An 18,886-nucleotide genomic window follows, 5' to 3' on the forward strand; every position below is an offset into this window, starting at 1 on the left:
GCCATCGCCTCCAGCATAGCGACTTTACTTTAAGGAATCGCTCGCGGCCTTGTGCCATCAAGATGGACGGCTCGGAACGCCTGGCGTTCCTGCCGTCCGGCAGCTCAGACCAGGGCTTTCCAGGGTGCCAGGCCATGGACCAGGCGGGCCTGTTCGGCCACACCGGCGAGGTCGCCATGGGCGCTCAGCGGCGCCAGCTTGCCCAGCTCGCCATACAGGCGGTCGGCCTCGGGCAGCTCCAGGGCGCCACGCGCCAGGTGCAGCCACACCTGCATCCGCTCCAGGCGCGGCAACTGCTGCTGGATCAGCTCGGGCTCGGTGATGGCGCGCAGCAGCGGCAGCTCGGCGGCCTCCTGGGCCAACAGCCGCGGCAGCCACTGACCGAGAGCCGTAGCGCCCTGGCGCTCGCCACGACCGGTGCGACCCTGGGTCCAGGCGCGCTCATGCAGCCAGCGCGCGGCGCGCAGGGAGAACAGCCCCCAGCGCGGCTGCTCCAGCTCGGCGGCGAAGCGCTGCGGCGCCTGGCGGCGGGCGTCCTCGTCGTCCTGGCCGATCACGGCCAGCGGGCGCCACTCGGTGAGCAGCTCGTCGAGCGTCTGGCGCAGGTCGCGGCTGGTAGCCCGCGGGGCGGCCTGGCCGAGGCTGCCGAGCAGGGCGCGCAGATCGATCAGCTGATGCACCCAGTCCACCAGCAGGCGCCAGTGACCGTTCCAGCGATATTGCTCGGCCAGCCGCTGGCTGCCCGCCAGCAGGTGCCAGCCGAGGCGGGCGACGGCGTCGTCGAGTGGCGTTTCGGCGCCCAGTTCCGGCGCCGGCAGATACAGGGTGTAGCTCGAGGCATCGTGCAGGCGGTAGCCGCGCTCGGCCTTGCTGATGTCGCAGGGCATCAGCGGTAGCTCGGCCGCCAGTTGCTCGGCCAGCTCCAGCAGCGCCGCCGGTTCGCCCTGGCGCAATTCCAGTTCCACCTCGGCGATGGCGTCGCGCTGTTCGCCCGCACGTACCTCGCCCAGATCCAGTGCCACCTCGATGAGGGTGCGGGCCTTGCCGCGACCCCAGGCGATCTCCGCCGCGTCACGGACGAAATCGGTGTCGAACACTGGCTGCAGGCGGCGCAGGTCCAGCTCGGCCAGCTCCGCGGGCCAACAGCTGGCATCGAACAGCGAGGTGTCCAGGGTGGCGTCGGCCAGCGGCCATTCCCACTCGTTGCGCTCGGACAGCCCCGCCACGCTCTGGCCACGGCTCTTGAGCGTCTGGATGTAGCGGTCACCGTCACGCCGCACCCGCAGGGCGACCTTGGCATGGGCCAGGTCGCGGGTGTCGGTGTCGTAGTAGCAGTTGGACAGCTCGTGGCGCTGCCAGCCGTCCTTGCAACGCTTCTTGAGCAGCGGGTGGGCGCGCAGGGCGTCGAGGGTGGCCGCACTGGCGCGCAGCTTGATTTCGGTTTCTTTGGCCATTGGAGGATCCTGGCGCCGGAAGAGAACGGTCCGGCTCCGTGCCGAGCGCGTCATGACGACGGAAGGCGAGAACGTGGGCGCTAGTTTAGCCCGTCCCGGCCCCCGGGCGCATGAAGGTTTCATCCCAAAGCGGATGGCGCCATGATGGAGCCGTGTCCAGGAGACCCCCATGACCCTGCCTGCCCTCAAGTCGCTGTTCGCCACCCTGATCGCCGAGCCCTCGGTGAGCTGCACCCAGCCAGCGCTGGACCAGTCCAACGCCGGGGTGGTCACTCGCCTGGCCGACTGGTTCGGCGCCCTGGGCTTCGCTTGCGAGACCCAGGAGGTGAGCCCGGGCAAGTTCAACCTGATCGCCACGCTGGGCAGTGGTCCGGGAGGGCTGGTGCTGGCTGGCCACACCGATACCGTGCCCTACGACGAAGCGCTCTGGCAGGGCGATCCCCTGCGGCTGCGCGAGGCCGACGACCGCTGGTACGGCCTCGGCAGCTGCGACATGAAGGGCTTCTTCGCGCTGATCCTCGAAGCCGTGCGCGACCTCGATCCACGCCAACTGCGCCAGCCGCTGATCGTGCTGGCCACCTGCGATGAAGAATCCTCCATGGACGGCGCCCGCGCGCTGGCCGAGGCCGGTCGCCCCCTGGGCCGCGCCGCGGTGATCGGCGAGCCGACCGGCCTGAAGCCGATCCGCCTGCACAAAGGCATCCTCATGGAGCGCATCGATATCCTCGGCCAGAGCGGTCATTCCTCCGATCCGACCCTGGGCCACAGCGCCCTGGAAGCCATGCAGGCGGTGATGGGGGAGCTGCTCGAGCTGCGCACCCAGTGGCAGCGCGAATACCGCAACCCGTTGTTCCTGGTACCCCAGCCGACCCTCAACCTGGGCTGCATCCACGGCGGCGACAACCCTAACCGCATCTGCGGCCAGTGCGCCCTGGAATTCGACCTGCGCCCGCTGCCGGGCATGCAGCCGGACGCCCTGCGCGCTGTCATCCGCGGGCGGCTGCTGCCGCTGGCCGAGCGCTTCGGCGTGCGGATCGACTACCAGCCGCTGTTTCCCGCGGTGCCGCCCTTCGAACAAGCGACCGAGGCCGAGCTGGTGCGCCTGGCCGAGCGTCTCACCGGCCACCGCGCCGATGCCGTGGCCTTCGCCACCGAGGCGCCCTATCTGCAGGCGATCACCCAGGAGGTGCTGGTGCTCGGGCCCGGCGACATCAGCTGCGCGCACCAACCCGAGGAACACCTGGACCTGGCGCGGATCGCGCCGACCGTGAGTCTGCTGCAAGCCTTGATCCGCCACTACTGCCTGAGCGATGCGGTGGTCGCCCGATGAATTGGTCGGTCGCCCGGCGTGACTTTTTGTAAACTCCAGGTGGTCTACTGACGCCGATTGTCCATCTCTTGTCGAGGAACCTCCGTGCTGCGACGACGCTGAACGCCCTGCCTGCCTTCGTTCACCCTCACGCCCATCCACCAAGGGTCTTCGTCTCGATGCACGACTACGTCAACTGGCTCCGCCACGCCTCGCCCTACATCAACGCCCACCGCGACGCCACCTTCGTCGTCATGCTGCCCGGTGACGGCGTCGACCATCCCAACTTCGGCAATATCGTCCACGACCTGGTGCTGCTGCACAGCCTGGGCGTGCGCCTGGTGCTGGTGCACGGCTCGCGCCCGCAGATCGAATCGCGCCTGGTCGCCCGCGGCATCGAGCCGCGCTTCTACAACGACCTGCGCATCACCGACGGCCCGACCCTGGAAGCGGTGATCGATGCCGTCGGCAGCCTGCGCATCGCCATCGAGGCGCGGCTGTCCATGGACATGGCCGCCTCGCCGATGCAGGGCTCGCGCCTGCGAGTCGCCAGCGGCAACCTGGTCACCGCGCGCCCGGTCGGGGTGCAGGACGGCGTCGACTTCCACCACACCGGCGAGGTCCGCCGCATCGATCGCCGCGGCATCGGCCGGCTGCTCGACGAGCGCACCATCGTGTTGCTCTCGCCGCTGGGTTATTCCCCCACCGGCGAGACCTTCAACCTGGCCTGCGAAGACGTCGCCATGCGCGCGGCCATCGACCTGGGTGCCGACAAGCTGGTGCTCTATGGCGCCGAGCCGGGCTTGCTGGACGAACACGGCGCCCTGATCCGCGAGATCGGCCCACAGCAGATCGCCAGTCACTTGAAGCGTCTCGGCAGCTCCTACCAGGCCGAGCTGCTGGACGCCGCCGCCCAGGCGACCCTGGGCGGCGTGCGCCGTTGCCATATCGTCGGCTACGCCGAGGACGGTGCCCTGCTCACCGAACTCTTCACCCGCGCCGGCAGCGGCACCTTGGTGGCCCAGGAGCCCTTCGAGACCCTGCGCGAGGCGACCATCGCCGACGTCGGCGGCCTGATGGAACTGATCCGTCCGCTGGAAGAGCAAGGCATCCTGGTGCGTCGCTCCCGCGAGGTGCTGGAGCGGGAGATCGAGCAATTCAGCATCGTCGAGCGCGAAGGCCTGATCATCGCCTGCGCCGCGCTCTATCCCATCGCCGACTCGGCGGCGGGCGAACTGGCCTGCCTGGCGGTGAATCCCGACTACCGCCACGGCGGCCGCGGCGATGCCCTGCTGGCGCGCATCGAACAACGCGCCCGCGAGCGCGGTCTCGACACCCTGTTCGTCCTCACCACCAAGACCGCCCACTGGTTCCGTGAACGCGGCTTCGAGCCCAGCGGCGTGGAGCGCCTACCAGCGGCACGGGCGTCGCTGTACAACTTCCAGCGTAATTCGAAGATCTTCGAGAAGAGTTTGTAGGGCGGGCGTAGGTTGGGCTGAGACGCACCATCGTCGAAGCCCAACGCTTTTTGGCCTATCGGTGGTTTAACTGATTACCGAGTTCTGCGGATGCTCTTTGTTTCGCCCACCCGGGGAGTTACTTTTTGCAGTCACCAAAAAAGTAACCCAAAACGCTTGCCCCGATCATCCGGCCCTCCGCTGCGCTCCGGGTGACTCGCGTTGCTCGCCCTTCGGGTCAGCCTACGGTTGTTACTTCGCTGCGCTACGTTTCACTCACGCCAGCGCCGTTCCGGGGTCGGCCTACACGGGCCGTCCAGGGCCCGTTAGGCTCTTGCCGCATCCCTGCGGCTCGACCCACTTCACGACACTGGCGCTCGCCCTCCTGAACGGGGCAATTCGCCAGCCTGAAAGTTTTGATTGAATAACCCGTAGCGTGGACAAGGACGCAGCCTTGTCCACAGGGATCAGCGTTACGCACCAGTGGAAAACGCTGCGCGGTTTTCCACGCTACAAGGGTGTAAGCACCGAGTATCAGGCTGGCGCCCCGCCCCGTCAGTGAGGCCGAGTGCAGGTGTTGCAGAGGGGATGCGAGGCAGGACGCCGAGCAAGGCGCGAGGGGCAGGAGGCCCCTTCGTGCCGTGCCCCTGGAGCGGCGCCGGAGCGAGGGGACCCGGAGCGCAGCGGAGGGCCAAACTGTCGGGGTGTGCTTTCTTTTGCTTACTTTTCTTTGCACAAGCAAAGAAAAGTGAGTCGCCGGCCAGGCGAAACAAGGGCCATCAAAAAACCTCGATAACTGGCTGAGGCACCCAAATCTACAGCACCGTCGGGTTCCGACAATGGAGCCGTCTCAACCCAACCTACGTGCCTAAACCCCAATCGTCGCCAAGATACTCGCCTGATACGCCGCCACGAAGGTGTCGAAATCCCCCTGGGGCGCCGCCTCGATCTCCGCCTGTTCTTCCAGCGACTGCCGCGCCATCTGAGCGTAGCCTTCCCGCTCGCCGTCGTTCAGCGGATGGGCGGCGAAGTAGGCGGCATGGGCTTCGCTCTGACGCAGGCCGAACTCGGCGAAGCTCTCGCCGCGCTCGCGCAGTTCCTGCAGCACCCGCGCCGAAGGCGTGAGGCGGACGTCGGCGAATTTCTGCCGCTGCACGGCCACGGCCTGGCGATGGGCATCGCCGCCCAGGCTGGCGTCCAGGGTCTCGGCGCAGCGCTCGATCTGGTCGAGCATCTCCGCCGCCCAGTCGATCATGGTCACCGAGGCGCCGTGACGTTGCAGACGCAGGCCCGGCTTGCGGCCCTCGCGCACCACGCTGGTGAAGTTGTCGGTGCATTCGCTGCACTCGCCGTTGAGCGGCGGACTGCCTTCCAGGGCGCAATAGAGCAGGAAGGCGTCGAGGAAAAGGGCGGCGGTGGTATCGATGCCCAGCGGCAGGAAGGGGTCGATATCCAGGCAGCGCACCTCGATGTACTGCACGCCGCGCGCCATCAGCGCCTGCACCGGCCGCTCGCCGCTACGGGTGACCCGCTTCGGGCGGATGGTGGCGTAGTACTCGTTCTCGATCTGCAGGATGTTGGTGTTGAGCTGCACCCACTCGCCGTTCTGGTGGGTACCGATCTCCGCATAGGGCGGGTAGGGCGTGCCCACCGCGCGCCTGAGGCTCTCGGTGTAGGTGGTCAGGTCGTTGTAGTCCGGCGTCAGGCTGGCCTGGGCGTTGCTCTGGTAGCCCAGGTCGCTCATGCGCAGGCTGGTCGCATAGGGCAGGTACAGCGTCCGCTCGTCCAGGGTCTGCAACTGGTGCGGTCGGCCACGCAGGAAGCCCGCGTCCAGCGCCGGCGAGGCGCCGAACAGATACATCAGCAGCCAGCTGTAGCGCCGGAAGTTGCGGATCAGGGCGATATAGCGCGCCGACTGATAGTCACGGGCATCGCGCGTGTCGCCTTCGCTCCGGCGCAGCAGCTCCCAGGCTGACTCCGGCAGCGAGAAATTGTAATGGATGCCAGCGATGCACTGCATGGTGCGGCTGTAGCGCAGTGCTAGGCCGCGACGGTAGACGTGCTTGAGCCGGCCGATGTTGGAGCTGCCGTAGTCGGCGATGGGAATCTCGTCCTCGGCCGGCAGGGCGCAGGGCATGGAGCCGCTCCACAGCCGCTCGCCGTCGAGCTGGGCGACCGCGGCGCGATGCACGCGGTCCAGCGCCGCCAGTACTTCAGGAGTGTGGGTGCCGGTAGGGGTGATGAATTCCAGCAGCGCCTCGGAGTAGTCCGTGGTGATCTGCGGATGGGTCAGGGCCGAACCCAGGGCCTGGGGATGAGGCCGCCGGGACAGCTGACCGCGGACGTCGACACGCAGGGCCTCGCGCTCGATGCCGTGCAGGCATTCGGTGAGAAGACGGGAATCAGCGCCGAGCAGCGCCAGGCGGCGGGACAGGATATCGCTCAAGTTGACTTCCTTTGGCGGTACTCGCCCCGGGCAGGGTAGAAACCGACTGAAATGTGGAGATCGGCCAGGGCCGACGCAGGGCGGCAGCAGTCACTGCCGCGGTCAGGGTTCAAGCCTCAGACCGCAACCCGTTCAGTTGGCTCCCAGCGTAGCTCAGGCGGCGGCAAAGGGCGATACGCGCCGCTGCGCCACTGCCCGAGCGGGCCGGTTACAGGCAGGCGAAGGTCGCCTGGGCCAGGGCGATCAGCTTGTCGCCCTGATGCACCTGGGCTTCCAGCACATGGGTCTTGCGACCCGGGTGGATCACCCGGGCGCGGCAGACCAGTTCGCCCTCGCTCACGCCACGCACGTAGTTGACCTTGCACTCCAGGGTCACGCTGCCGGCACGGCCGTCGAACAGGCTGTGGCTGGCCTGGCCCAGGGTGGTGTCGATCAGCGAGAAGATGGCGCCGCCGTGCAGCTTGCCGTGCAGGTTGATGAGCTTGTCCTGCACGCTCATGCGTACCTCGGCCTCGCCGTGTTCGGCCTTGTGGATGGTCATGCCCAGCAGGGTGCTGAAGGCGCTGTCCTTGCCTACGAGAGAACCGCTCATGCTCACTTCCTCAGTTGCTTGGCATTGGCGAACAAGGACGCCATGGCATTATTGGCCGGAGCCGCTTGGGTCTGCCGTGGCGCGCCCTTGTCGGTGCGGGGCTTGCCGCCGTTACCGCGCGCCTGGCCGCCAGGCTTGCCGTCGACCTTCTCACCGGGCGTATCGCCCATGCGCATGGACAGCCCCACACGATTGCGCGGCACGTCCACCTCCATCACCTTGACCTTGACGATGTCACCCGCCTTGACCACCTCGTAGGGATCCTTGACGAACTTCTCCGACAGGGCGCTGATGTGCACCAGGCCATCCTGGTGCACGCCGATGTCGACGAAGGCCCCGAAGTTGGTGACGTTGGTGATGACGCCCTCCAGCACCATGCCGGGCTTGAGGTCGGAGAGTTTCTCCACGCCGTCCTGGAACACCGCGGTCTTGAACTCCGGCCGCGGGTCGCGGCCCGGCTTGTCCAGTTCCTGGAGGATGTCGGTCACCGTCGGCAGGCCGAAGGTCTCGTCGGTGAATTTCTTCGGATCCAGGCGCTTGAGGAAGCCCGAGTCGCCGATCAGCGAGCGAATGTCGCGGCCGGTATCGGCAGCGATGCGCTGCACCAGCGGATAGGTCTCCGGGTGCACCGCCGAGGCGTCCAGCGGATTGGCACCGTTCATCACGCGCAGGAAGCCAGCGGCCTGCTCGAAGGTCTTGTCGCCCAGCCGCGGTACCTGCTTCAGGGCGTCACGGGTGGGGAAGGCGCCATTGGCATCGCGGAATTGCACGATGTTCTGCGCCAGGGTGGCGTTGAGGCCGGAAATCCGCGCCAGCAGGGCGGCGGACGCGGTGTTCACATCCACGCCCACGGCGTTCACGCAGTCTTCCACCACGGCATCCAGGCTGCGCGCCAGCTTGAGCTGGGAGACGTCGTGCTGGTACTGGCCAACGCCGATGGACTTGGGCTCGATCTTCACCAGCTCGGCCAGCGGATCCTGCAAGCGACGGGCGATGGACACGGCACCGCGGAGGGAGACATCCAGGTCGGGGAATTCCCGGGCGGCCAGTTCCGAGGCGGAATACACCGAGGCGCCGGCTTCGCTGACCATCACCTTGGTCAGGCCCAGGCCCGGGTACTTGCTGATCAGCTCGCCAGCCAGCTTGTCGGTCTCGCGGCTGGCGGTGCCGTTGCCGATGGCGATCAGGTCGACGCCATGCTTGGTGCAGAGCACGCCCAGGGTGGCCAGGGTCTGGTCCCACTGGTTCTTCGGTGCGTGCGGGTAGACGGTGTCGGTGGCCAGCAGCTTGCCGGTGGCATCCACCACGGCGACCTTGCAACCGGTACGCAGGCCCGGGTCCAGCGCCAGGGTGGTACGCGGACCGGCCGGCGCGGCCAGCAACAGGTCATGCAGGTTGCGGGCGAACACGGCGATGGCCTCGTCCTCGGCCTTCTCGCGCAGCTCGCCGAGCAGATCGGTTTCCAGGGAGGTGTAGAGCTTGACCTTCCAGGTCCAGCGCACCACCTCGGCCAGCCACTTGTCCGCGGCGCGGCCTGCGTTCTTCAGGCCGAAGTGGGCGGCGATCAGGCCCTCGCAGGGATGGGTGATGCCCGGGCCTTCTTCGCCGAGCTTGAGCGCGGCGCTGAGGATGCCCTCGTTGCGCCCGCGGAAGATCGCCAGGGCGCGGTGCGAGGGCACGGCCTTGAAGGGCTCGTCGTGCTCGAAATAATCGCTGAACTTGGCGCCCTCGTTCTCCTTGCCGGGAATCAGGCGGGCGCTGAGGATGGCGTCCTGCTGCAGCACACCACGCAGCCGCGCCAGCAGATCGGCGTCCTCGGCGAAACGCTCCATGAGGATGTACTTGGCGCCTTCCAGGGCGGCCTTGACGTCCGCCACGCCCTTGTCCGCGTCGACGTAGGCGGCTGCCTCCGTTTCCGGCGTCAGGGTCGGGTCCTGCAGCAGCGCCTCGGCCAGTGGGCCGAGGCCGGCTTCCAGGGCGATCTGGCCCTTGGTGCGGCGCTTCTGCTTGTAGGGCAGGTAGAGGTCTTCCAGGCGCGTCTTGGTATCGGCCAGGTTGATCTCGCGGGCCAGCTCGGCGGTCAGCTTGCCCTGTTCCTCGATACTGGCCAGCACCGCCGCGCGACGGTCTTCCAGCTCGCGCAGATAGCGCAGGCGTTCCTCGAGATGCCGCAGCTGGGTATCGTCCAGACTGCCGGTCACTTCCTTGCGGTAACGGGCGATGAAGGGCACGGTCGACCCTTCGTCGAGCAGGGCCACGGCGGCGGCGACCTGTTGCGGGCGGGCGCCGAGCTCCTCGGCGATACGGCTATTGATATCCATCGGGCTACCTGGCTGGCACAAGAAAAAGCGGGCGGCAGTATACCCGAGCCCGCCGGTTCGCCGCGTCCCACCCACCCTTGCCGGCCGTGATGGGGCAAAATCTGCTAACAATGGCCTAACGCCGCTGTCGGATGGCCTACGGCATAATCCAGTGCTAGATCACAAGGAGCTATTATGAGCACCACCGCTGCCCCGGAAGGTGAAAAGATCCTGGTCGTCGACGACGACGCCCGGCTACGCCGCCTCTTGGAGCGTTTTCTCGCCGAACAAGGCTATCGCGTGCGCACCGTCGAAAGCGCCGAGCAGATGGACCGCCTGCTGGCCCGAGAAGTCTTCAACCTGGTCGTCCTCGACCTGATGATGCCCGGCGAAGACGGCCTGTCCGCTTGCGGCCGCCTGCGTGAAAGCGGCAACCGCATCCCCATCATCATGCTGACCGCCAAGGGCGACGAAGGCAGCCGTATCCAGGGCCTCGACCAGGGCGCCGACGACTACCTGGCCAAGCCCTTCAATCCGCTGGAACTGGTGGCCCGCATCAAGGCTGTGCTGCGCCGCCAGGCCCCCGTGGTGCCCGGCGCCCCCGCCGGTACCGACGAGGTGGTGACCTTCGGCGACTATGCCCTGCACCTAGCGACCCGCGAGCTCAAGCGCGGCGAAGAGACCCATATGCTTACCACCGGTGAATTCGCCGTGCTCAAGGCGCTGGTCGACCATGCCCGTGAGCCCCTGACCCGCGACAAGCTGATGAACCTGGCCCGCGGTCGCGAGTGGGATGCCCTGGAGCGCTCCATCGACGTCCAGATCTCCCGCCTGCGCCGGATGATCGAGCCCGACCCGTCCAAGCCGCGCTACATCCAGACCGTCTGGGGCGTCGGCTACGTCTTCGTGCCGGACGGCGCCGGCAAGTAGGGCAGGTAGCCGGGGCGTCGCGCCCCGGCCAGGCAGTGGCTCAGGCGAACAATCCCTGGTGCACGCCCACCAGCAGGAAAATTCCCAGCAGCGCGCGATAGATGATGAAGGGCCAGGTCGAGAAGCGTTCGAGAAAGCGCATCAGACCCCAGATCGCCGCGAAGGCCGACAGACTCGCCACCACCAAACCCACCAGCAGCAGCGACCAGGCCTCGACCGGGATATGCGCGTGCCAGAGCACCACCAGCTCCTTGAGGCCGGCCAGGGCGATGGCCGGCAGGCCGAGCAGGAAGGAAAAACGGGCGGCTTCTTCACGACGCAGATTAAGGAACATGGCAGCGGTCAGGGTCGAGCCTGAGCGGGACACGCCCGGAATCAGCGCACCGACCTGGGCGATCCCCACGATCAGCGCATCGCGCAGGCGCATCTGCGAAATATCCCGATTGTGTCGGCAAAGACGTTCCGCCAGGGCGAGCAGCACGGCCATGCCCAGGCAGGCATAACCGATCACGCTGAGACCGCGCAGCGGCGAGTCACAGGCGTTGAGCAGGGGGGCCAGCAAGAGTCCGGCGATGCAGATGGGAATGGTCGCCAGCACGATCATCACCGCCAGTAGGAAATCCGGGCTGTTGAAGTCGCGCTGGCGAACCGCCGTCAGGCTACCGCGGGTGACGCCGCTGACATCGCGCCAGAAATAGCTGATCACCGCCGCCAGGGCCGCCATCTGCATGGCCGCGGAAAAGGCCGAACCGGGATCGCGCCAGCCGAGCAGGGCCGGCACCACCCGCATGTGCGCGGTGGACGAAATGGGCAGCAGCTCGGTGATACCCTGCACCACCCCGAGAAAGGCGATCTGGGCGTAGCTGAGCGAGGCGAAGCCGATGTCCAGGCCGGTCTGGCAGATGTCGGACACGAGAGAACTCCAGGTCGAAGGAAAGGAATGGGCGAGCAAATGTATCCGAATATTTCCATCTCTGGCTGTCTATCTGGGCCCTGCAACGCCAGAGGTTGTGATGGCTTTCGCGCCCTTTTGCGGCGGAAGTTGGCTCGATGAAGGCGCCTAGCTGGTTTCCCCAGAGTTTCTTCGCTCGCTCGCTGTGGATGGTCCTGCTCGCGGTGCTCTTCTCCAAGGCATTGACGCTGGTCTATCTGCTGCTCAACGAAGACGTCCTGGTCGACCGCCAGTACAGCCACGGCGCTGCCCTGACACTCAGGGCCTATTGGGCCACCCCGGAGGCCGAGCGGCCGCGCATCGCCCAGGCCGCCGGCCTGCGCTACGAGTCGCCGGAAACCGTACCGGCCGGCGAATATCACTGGCCCTACAGCGAGATCTTCGAACGCCAGATGAAGCAGGAGCTGGGTGAGGACACCGAGGTGCGGGTGCGTGTCCAGCATGGTCCGGCCATGTGGGTTCTGGCGCCAACCCTTGGTCCTGACTGGATCAAGATTCCGCTGATGGCCCATCCCCTGCGTGGCCAGCACATCTGGAGCGTGCTTGGCTGGTTCCTGGCCATCGGACTGCTGTCCACGCTCGCCGCCTGGGTCTTCGTCCGCCAGCTCAACCAACCCCTGCGGCGTCTGGTGAATGCCGCGCGCGAGCTGGGCAAGGGCCGCAGCGTGCGCTTGCCCGAGACCGATGCTCCCAGCGAAATTCAGGACGTCTACCACGCCTTCAACCAGATGGCCGAGGACGTCGAACAGGCCGGTCGCGAGCGCGAGCTGATGCTGGCCGGGGTCTCCCACGACCTGCGCACGCCCCTGACCCGGCTACGCCTAGCGGTGGAGCTGATGCCTCCGGCCGAGCGCGAAGAGGCCGAGGACATGATTCGTGACATCGAGGACATGAACGCCATCCTCGATCAATTCCTTGCCTTCGTCCGCGACGGCCGTGACGAACCCCAGGAGCTCACCAATATCAATGAGCTGGCCCGTCAGGTAGTGGCGCCCTACAACCAGGAAACGGAGCGGGTACGGCTGATGCTGGACGTCCTGCCGCCCCTGCCGGTGCGGCGCATTTCCTTCAAGCGACTGCTGACCAACCTGGTGGAAAACGCCCTGCGCCATGGCGGTGGTGGTGCTATCGAGGTAGTCGGCCAGGTGGCCGGTTCGGCGACGGCGCCCTATGTGGCGCTGAGCGTGATGGACCGTGGCCCCGGCATCGACCCCAAGGACCTGCAGGACATCTTCAATCCCTTCACTCGCGGCAATCGCGCCCGCACCGTCAGCGGTTCGGGGCTGGGGCTGGCCATCGTCAAGCGTATCGCTGCCCAGCACGGCGGCAGCGCCGAACTGCGCAATCGTGAAGGGGGAGGGGTGGAAGCCCGGGTGCTGCTCCCCCTGGGCCTGCTGCTGCCCCGCAGTGCCAGCTGAGCTTTACTCCCGATCGCGGCCATGGGCCGCTCCTACGGTTATGCCGGAGGCTGTAGGAGCGGCCCATGGCCGCGATAACGCGAATGCCCAACCCACCCCTGGAGCAAATACCTCACCCCTTGCCCTTGGTCCGTGTCAGCCCCGGCTCGGCGTTCTTCTCCAGGTACTCGATGATGATCCCGGCCACGTCCTTGCCGGTGGTCTGCTCGATGCCTTCCAGGCCGGGCGAGGAATTCACCTCCATCACCAGCGGGCCGTGATTGGATCTGAGGATGTCCACCCCTGCCACGCTCAGGCCCATGGCCTTGGCGGCGCGCAGGGCGGTCATGCGTTCCTCGGGGGTAATCTTGATCAGGCTGGCGGTGCCACCCCGGTGCAGGTTCGAACGGAACTCCCCCGGCGCCGCCTGGCGCTTCATCGCCGCGATCACCTTGTCGCCGACCACGAAGCAGCGAATGTCCGCGCCGCCTGCCTCGCGGATGTACTCCTGCACCATGATGTTCTGCTTGAGCCCCATGAAAGCCTCGATCACCGATTCGGCCGCTTTCTCTGTCTCGCACAGCACCACTCCGATACCCTGGGTACCCTCCAGCACCTTGATCACCAGCGGCGCGCCGCCGACCATCTGGATCAGGTCCGGGACGTCGTCCGGCGAGTGGGCGAAGCCCGTCACGGGCAGGCCAATGCCCTTGCGCGAGAGCAGTTGCAGGGAGCGCAGCTTGTCCCGCGAACGGCTGATGGCCACGCTCTCGTTCAGCGGGAAGACGCCCTGCATCTCGAACTGGCGCAGTACCGCGCAGCCATAGAAGGTGACCGAGGCGCCGATGCGCGGGATGACCGCGTCGAAGCCTTCCAGGGGCTTGCCACGATAATGGATCTGCGGCTTGTGACTGGCGATGTTCATGTACGCGCGCAAGGTATCGACCACCACCACCTCGTGGCCGCGGCTGACGCCGGCTTCGACCAGGCGCCGGGTGGAGTACAGGTTGGGATTACGCGAGAGAACGGCGATTTTCATGGGGCACCGGAGGCCGGAGTGAGGGACAACTGGGGTTTGTCTTGCGCATAGGAGACGGCCGGATTCACCAGCAGGCCACCCTCGATCAAGGCTTTCGAACCGAGCAGCATGCGATAACGCATGTTCTTGCGACAGGCCAGGGTGAACTCCACCGGCCACTGCCGCTGGCCGAGGGCGAGGTGCGTGCGGATCACGTAACGGGTCTGGGCGATGCCGTTGGAGCTGCGAATGGTCTTCTTGGCCACCAGGGGCGCCTCGCAGTGTCGATGGCGGGACTGGACCAGGGTGCCCAGGTGCACGGTGAACCTCACCCAGCGCTGCTTGCCGCGCATGAACGGCTGGACTTCGGTGGCGTGCAGCGCCGAGGTGCTAGCGCCGGTATCGATCTTCGCGCGCAGACCCACCACGCCCAGATCGGGCAGGGCCACCCATTCGCTCAGGCCGATAACGGCCAGTTCGGCAGAATTGCTCATCGAAGCTCCTTGAAATCAGTGCCCTCCGCCTAAATGTTGCGGATCGACGAGCTGTTTGAAAGCGGGTTTGGCGAACAGATAGCCTTGCATCAGGTCGATGCCCAAGTCTCTCAGGCAATCCCGCTCGGCGATCGTTTCCACGCCCTCGGCCACTACCCGTGTGCCCAATTCGTCGCACATGCCGATCACATGGCGCACGATGGTGCGGCGAACGCGGTCCTGGTCGATGTTGCGGATGAGTGCCATGTCGAGCTTGACCAGGTCCGGCTGGAATTCGGCCAGCAGCGTCAGCCCGGAATGACCAGCGCCGAAGTCGTCGATGGCGGTCTTGAAGCCGAATTGCTGGTACTCGCGCAGGATGCTGGTGAGATGGTCGCTGGACACGTGCTCCGTCTCCACCGTCTCGAAGATCAGCCGCTCCAGGGGAAAGGCATGTTCACGGGCGGCGGCCAGGGTGCTGCGAATGCACAGCTCCGGGCGATAGACGGCATTGGGCAGGAAATTGATCGACAGATGTTCCTGCAGTCCCAGGGCGGCCGCGGTAGCGATGGCCTTGGTCCGGCAGAGTTGGTCGAAGCGGTACCTGTTGTTGTCGGTCACCTGGCTGAGCACCGACATCGCGCCTTCGCCGGTCGGTCCGCGCACCAGGGCCTCCCGGGCGAAGACTTCGGCCTTGCTCAGGTCCACGATCGGCTGGTAGGCGAAATCGAAGTCGAACCCAAGGGGTTCCGACTGCTGGCAGCCCGCACAGCGAGTCTGGCCGGTCAGATCGGAAGGAAAGAAGGTGGTCATGGCTCTCCAGAGACGCGCTTGCAGCGACGATCCGATGGTTTAGAGTGCTTGGAAGAGTCTAAGACTCGATAGGGGACCTTTTATTCGATGCATGCAGTAGATCACATAGAAGAACGGATGCGCCTTGATAAATGGCTCTGGGCGGCCCGTTTTTTCAAGACCCGCGCCCTGGCCAAGGCCGCTCTGGAAGGAGGCAAGGTCCAGTGCCGTGGCGAGCGCTGCAAGCCCAGCAAGGAGCCCAGGGTCGGCGACGTCCTCACCATCCGCCAGGGCTATGACGACAAGACGGTCGTCATCCTTGCCCTGTCGCAGAATCGACGTGGTGCCCCCGAGGCCCAGCAGCTCTATGAGGAGACGCCGGAAAGCATCAAGGCTCGCGAGCAGGCCGCCGCGGCGCGCCAGGCCGGCAATCTCGGCGTACAAACCGACGGGCGGCCTACCAAGAAACAGCGCCGACAAATCCATCAATTCCGCGACTACGTCCACCCCTTCAACGACTGACCCCTTCGCGGGGCGTTGGATTTTTCCAACGGCGAGGCGGCTGTCGCAGCCTCGCCCGGTGCTGCGAACGGCTTCGTTTGTACCCTCTTCCTTTATATAGGTTGTGCATGACTTCCCACGATTTCACCCAACGTTTCCTGTTCGACGAGACCGACGTCCGCGGCGAATTGGCCACCCTGGAGCGCAGCTACGCCGAGGTGCTGGCCAAGCATCCCTATCCCGAGCCGGTCGCCCAGTTGCTCGGCGAGATGCTCGCCGCGGCGGCCCTGCTGTGTGGCACCCTCAAGTTCGAAGGGCTGCTGGTGCTCCAGGCGCGGTCCAGCGGTCCCATCCCGCTGCTCATGGTCGAATGCTCCAGCGAGCGTGAGGTGCGCGGCATCGCGCGCTATGAGGAGAGCGGGATCGACGCGGCCGCTTCCCTTGCGGAACTCATGCCCGATGGCGTCCTGGCGTTGACCATCGATCCCCGCCATGGCCAGCGCTACCAGGGCATCGTACCGCTGGAGGGTGCCAGTCTAGCCGACTGCCTGTCTGGCTACTTCGCCACTTCCGAGCAACTGCCCACCCGTTTCTGGCTCAATGCCGACGGCCGCCGTGCCCGCGGCCTGCTGCTTCAGCAGCTGCCGCCGGCGCGGGTCAAGGACGCCCAGGCGCGCCAGGAGAGCTGGGAACACGTCGTTGCCCTGGCCGACACCCTCACGGCGGAAGAGCTACTGGGGCTGGACAACGAAGTCATCCTGCACCGCCTGTTCCATGAAGAGAGCGTGCGCCTGTTCGACGAACAGGGCGTGGCCTTCAACTGCAGTTGCTCCCGTGATCGCGCCGCCAATGCCCTGGTCAGCATGGGCCGTCCGGACGTGGAATCGCTGCTCGATGAACAGCAGGGGCGAATTCTGGTCGATTGTCAGTTTTGCAACGAGCAACAGGTCTTCGACGCCGCCGATATCGCGCAGATTTTTGCGGGTGGTGGCACGCAAACGCCCGGAAATACCCGCCACTAGCCGTTGCAATTGCCCAAAGGCTTTCTGGCATAATCCGGCAACGTGTAGTTCTGTCGCGTAAGAGCTACAAGCATGAGGAACGGCCCAGGGCCATGGGGAACGAAATGACGAAAGCCAACGTGTATACCGATATCAGCGTCGCGCAGCTTGTGGAAGAGTCTCTGCGCCGTGGCGAGGGAGAGCTGGCCGATAACGGCTCGCTGGTCGTCAGGACCGGACATCGCACGGGGCGTTCGCCGGTTGATCGCTTCATCGTCGAGGAAGCTTCCACGCGCGATGCCATCCACTGGGGGCCGATCAACCGGCCGTTCCCGGAAGACAAGTTCGCTCCGCTGTGGGAGCGCGTCAGCGCCTACCTGGACGAGCGCGATCAGTTCGTCTCCCATGTGCATGTAGGTGCCGATGTCGAGCACTACCTGCCGGTGATCATGCGTACCGAGACCGCCTGGCACAACCTGTTCGGTCGTTGCCTGTTCATCAACCCGGCGCAGTACGATCCCCAGTCCAAGCCGGCTTGGGAAATCATCAACGCGCCGGGCTTCGTCTGCGAGCCCGAGCGGGATGGCACCAATTCCGACGGTACCGTCATCATCAACTTCGCCGCGCGCAAGGTGCTGATCGCCGGCATGCGCTACGCGGGCGAGATGAAGAAGGCCATGTTCTCCGTGCAGAACTTCCTGCTGCCGGAAAAGGACGTACTGCCGATGCACTGCGCCGCCAACGTCGGCGAGGACGGTGACGTCACCCTGTTCTTCGGTCTGTCCGGTACCGGCAAGACCACCCTGTCCGCCGACCAGAGCCGCTACCTCATCGGTGACGACGAGCACGGTTGGGGCGTGGGCACCGTCTTCAACATGGAAGGTGGCTGCTATGCCAAGTGCATCGACCTGTCCGAGAAGAACGAGCCCGTCATCTGGAAGGCCATCCAGTTCGGTGCGGTGCTGGAAAACGTGGTGCTCGACGAGCAGACCCGTACGCCCAACTACGCCGACGACAGCCTGACCCAGAACAGCCGGGCGGCCTATCCCCGCGAGCTGATCGACAAGCGCGCCGAGCACAACCTGGGCGGCGAGCCCAATGCGGTCATCTTCCTGACCTGCGACCTCACTGGCGTGCTGCCGCCGGTTTCCATCCTGAATAACGAACAGGCGGCCTACCACTTCCTGTCCGGTTACACCGCCCTGGTCGGCTCGACCGAAATGGGCTCTGGCCCCGGCATCAAGTCCACCTTCTCCACCTGCTTCGGTGCGCCTTTCTTCCCGCGTCCCGCGGCAGAGTATGCCGAGCTGCTGATCAAGCGTATCCAGGGCTTCGGCTCCAAGGTGTACCTGGTCAACACCGGCTGGACCGGCGGCGGCTACGGTGTGGGCAAGCGCTTCAACATTCCCACCACCCGCGCGGTGATCGCTGCCATCCAGAGTGGCGCGCTCATCGATACCGAGACCCGCCACGTGCCGGTGATCAACCTCGACGTACCGGTCGCGGTACCGGGCGTCGATACCGTCCTGCTCAACCCGCGCGACACCTGGCAGGATGGCGAGTCCTACGACGCCGCGGCGCGTGAGCTGGCGGGCAAGTTCATCGAGAACTTCAAGAAGTTCTCTGGCATCTCCGACGCCATCCGTGCGGCAGGTCCCCAGCTGTAATAGGGGGCTGCTGGATGCAGGCAAAGGCCGCCGCTATGGCGGCCTTTGTTTTTTAAGCTTTTTTTGCATTCCGGGGTTGCATAGCCCCGCTGGGTTGCATAAACTGCGCCCGCTTTCGCCGATAACGCCAGCGCGCGAAGCGAAAGCACTGATTGTTAAGGAGATTTTGAAAAATCCCTTGACAGGAGGAGGGCAGATGAGCAAAATGCCGCCTCACTTTGGAGGGGTTCCCGAGTGGCCAAAGGGATCAGACTGTAAATCTGACGTCGCAGACTTCGAAGGTTCGAATCCTTCCCCCTCCACCAGATTGCTAGAGCGCTTAGGCTCTGCGGGTATAGTTCAGTGGTAGAACCTCAGCCTTCCAAGCTGATGATGCGGGTTCGATTCCCGCTACCCGCTCCAGTTTGACTGGCAAATGTTTCGCTCATGTAGCTCAGTTGGTAGAGCACACCCTTGGTAAGGGTGAGGTCAGCGGTTCAAATCCGCTCATGAGCTCCATCTTAAAAAGGCAGATATGAAAATATCTGCCTTTGTTTTAATGGCGGCATTGCTTTGCTCAATTCTTGAAGGGAGAGAGTGTCGATGGCTAAAGAAAAG

General features: G+C 65.6%; 15 protein-coding genes and 3 tRNA genes. 10 read left to right on the forward strand and 8 right to left on the reverse strand.

What is annotated here, in order from left to right; genetic code table 11:
* Positions 1-104: 104 nt before the first annotated feature.
* A complete protein-coding gene (locus RND78_RS17010; protein ID WP_312730488.1) occupies positions 105-1,454 on the reverse strand; it encodes an inorganic triphosphatase in 1,350 nt (449 codons plus the stop codon).
* 169 nt (positions 1,455-1,623) lie between these two features.
* Here RND78_RS17010 and argE point away from each other — a divergent pair, with 169 nt between their 5' ends.
* Both argE and argA read left to right on the forward strand, forming a co-directional pair.
* Positions 1,624-2,784, forward strand: coding sequence for an acetylornithine deacetylase (gene argE, locus RND78_RS17015; protein ID WP_312730490.1), 1,161 nt, complete (start codon positions 1,624-1,626; stop codon positions 2,782-2,784).
* Between the two features lie 158 nt (positions 2,785-2,942).
* Positions 2,943-4,241, forward strand: a complete 1,299-nt coding sequence (argA, locus tag RND78_RS17020; protein ID WP_312730492.1) for an amino-acid N-acetyltransferase — start codon at positions 2,943-2,945, stop codon at positions 4,239-4,241.
* A gap of 847 nt (positions 4,242-5,088) precedes the next feature.
* Here argA and gshA read toward each other — a convergent pair.
* From gshA to RND78_RS17035, 3 genes are all read right to left on the reverse strand, one after another.
* Positions 5,089-6,666 (reverse strand): glutamate--cysteine ligase, encoded by a 1,578-nt coding sequence (gene gshA, locus RND78_RS17025; protein ID WP_312730494.1) that lies wholly within the window; start codon positions 6,664-6,666, stop codon positions 5,089-5,091.
* Between the two features lie 208 nt (positions 6,667-6,874).
* Entirely contained in the window at positions 6,875-7,258 is a 384-nt protein-coding gene (locus tag RND78_RS17030) for a PaaI family thioesterase (protein WP_312730496.1), read from the reverse strand.
* A gap of 2 nt (positions 7,259-7,260) precedes the next feature.
* A complete protein-coding gene (locus RND78_RS17035) occupies positions 7,261-9,579 on the reverse strand; it encodes a Tex family protein (RefSeq protein WP_312730497.1) in 2,319 nt (772 codons plus the stop codon).
* Positions 9,580-9,753: 174 nt separating this feature from the next.
* On the opposite strand from RND78_RS17035, the gene ompR reads away from it, so the two are divergent.
* On the forward strand, positions 9,754-10,488 hold the full coding sequence (gene ompR / locus RND78_RS17040) for a two-component system response regulator OmpR (RefSeq protein ID WP_058767818.1): 735 nt from the start codon (positions 9,754-9,756) through the stop codon (positions 10,486-10,488).
* A gap of 40 nt (positions 10,489-10,528) precedes the next feature.
* Here the strand turns inward: ompR and RND78_RS17045 are convergent, their stop codons facing one another.
* The gene (locus tag RND78_RS17045) at positions 10,529-11,401 is read right to left on the reverse strand and encodes an undecaprenyl-diphosphate phosphatase (RefSeq protein ID WP_312730501.1); all 873 of its coding nucleotides are present in this window, start codon (positions 11,399-11,401) and stop codon (positions 10,529-10,531) included.
* A 137-nt stretch (positions 11,402-11,538) separates the two neighbouring features.
* Here RND78_RS17045 and RND78_RS17050 point away from each other — a divergent pair, with 137 nt between their 5' ends.
* The gene (locus RND78_RS17050) at positions 11,539-12,858 is read left to right on the forward strand and encodes an ATP-binding protein (RefSeq protein ID WP_312730502.1); all 1,320 of its coding nucleotides are present in this window, start codon (positions 11,539-11,541) and stop codon (positions 12,856-12,858) included.
* A gap of 112 nt (positions 12,859-12,970) precedes the next feature.
* On the opposite strand, the gene rimK is transcribed toward RND78_RS17050, so the two are convergent.
* Genes rimK through RND78_RS17065 form a run of 3 tightly spaced genes read right to left on the reverse strand, consistent with a single transcriptional unit; the run spans position 12,971 to position 15,141 of the window.
* Positions 12,971-13,876 carry a 30S ribosomal protein S6--L-glutamate ligase gene (gene rimK / locus RND78_RS17055; RefSeq protein ID WP_059232167.1) on the reverse strand — a complete coding sequence of 302 codons (906 nt, stop codon included), beginning with the start codon at positions 13,874-13,876 and terminating at the stop codon, positions 12,971-12,973.
* On the reverse strand, positions 13,873-14,349 hold the full coding sequence (locus RND78_RS17060) for an ATP-dependent zinc protease (RefSeq protein ID WP_312730504.1): 477 nt from the start codon (positions 14,347-14,349) through the stop codon (positions 13,873-13,875). The genes rimK and RND78_RS17060 overlap by 4 nt, the downstream gene beginning before the upstream one ends.
* Positions 14,350-14,364: 15 nt before the next feature.
* A complete protein-coding gene (locus tag RND78_RS17065) occupies positions 14,365-15,141 on the reverse strand; it encodes an EAL domain-containing protein (RefSeq protein ID WP_312730505.1) in 777 nt (258 codons plus the stop codon).
* A 117-nt stretch (positions 15,142-15,258) separates the two neighbouring features.
* Between RND78_RS17065 and RND78_RS17070 the strand changes: the two genes are divergently transcribed.
* The 6 genes from RND78_RS17070 to RND78_RS17095 all read left to right on the forward strand — a co-directional run bounded on the left by RND78_RS17070 (position 15,259) and on the right by RND78_RS17095 (position 18,787).
* Positions 15,259-15,642 (forward strand): RNA-binding S4 domain-containing protein, encoded by a 384-nt coding sequence (locus RND78_RS17070; RefSeq protein WP_409457067.1) that lies wholly within the window; start codon positions 15,259-15,261, stop codon positions 15,640-15,642.
* 107 nt (positions 15,643-15,749) lie between these two features.
* Positions 15,750-16,643 (forward strand): Hsp33 family molecular chaperone HslO, encoded by an 894-nt coding sequence (gene hslO, locus RND78_RS17075; protein ID WP_312730509.1) that lies wholly within the window; start codon positions 15,750-15,752, stop codon positions 16,641-16,643.
* Between the two features lie 104 nt (positions 16,644-16,747).
* Positions 16,748-18,289 (forward strand): phosphoenolpyruvate carboxykinase, encoded by a 1,542-nt coding sequence (locus RND78_RS17080; RefSeq protein WP_312730511.1) that lies wholly within the window; start codon positions 16,748-16,750, stop codon positions 18,287-18,289.
* 220 nt (positions 18,290-18,509) lie between these two features.
* A tRNA-Tyr gene (locus tag RND78_RS17085) sits at positions 18,510-18,594 on the forward strand.
* Between the two features lie 23 nt (positions 18,595-18,617).
* Positions 18,618-18,691, forward strand: a tRNA-Gly gene (locus RND78_RS17090).
* A 20-nt stretch (positions 18,692-18,711) separates the two neighbouring features.
* Positions 18,712-18,787 (forward strand) — tRNA-Thr (locus RND78_RS17095).
* Positions 18,788-18,886: the final 99 nt, after the last annotated feature.

Source organism: Pseudomonas oryzihabitans (assembly GCF_032027545.1).
Taxonomy (GTDB): Bacteria; Pseudomonadota; Gammaproteobacteria; order Pseudomonadales; family Pseudomonadaceae; genus Chryseomonas; species Chryseomonas oryzihabitans_F.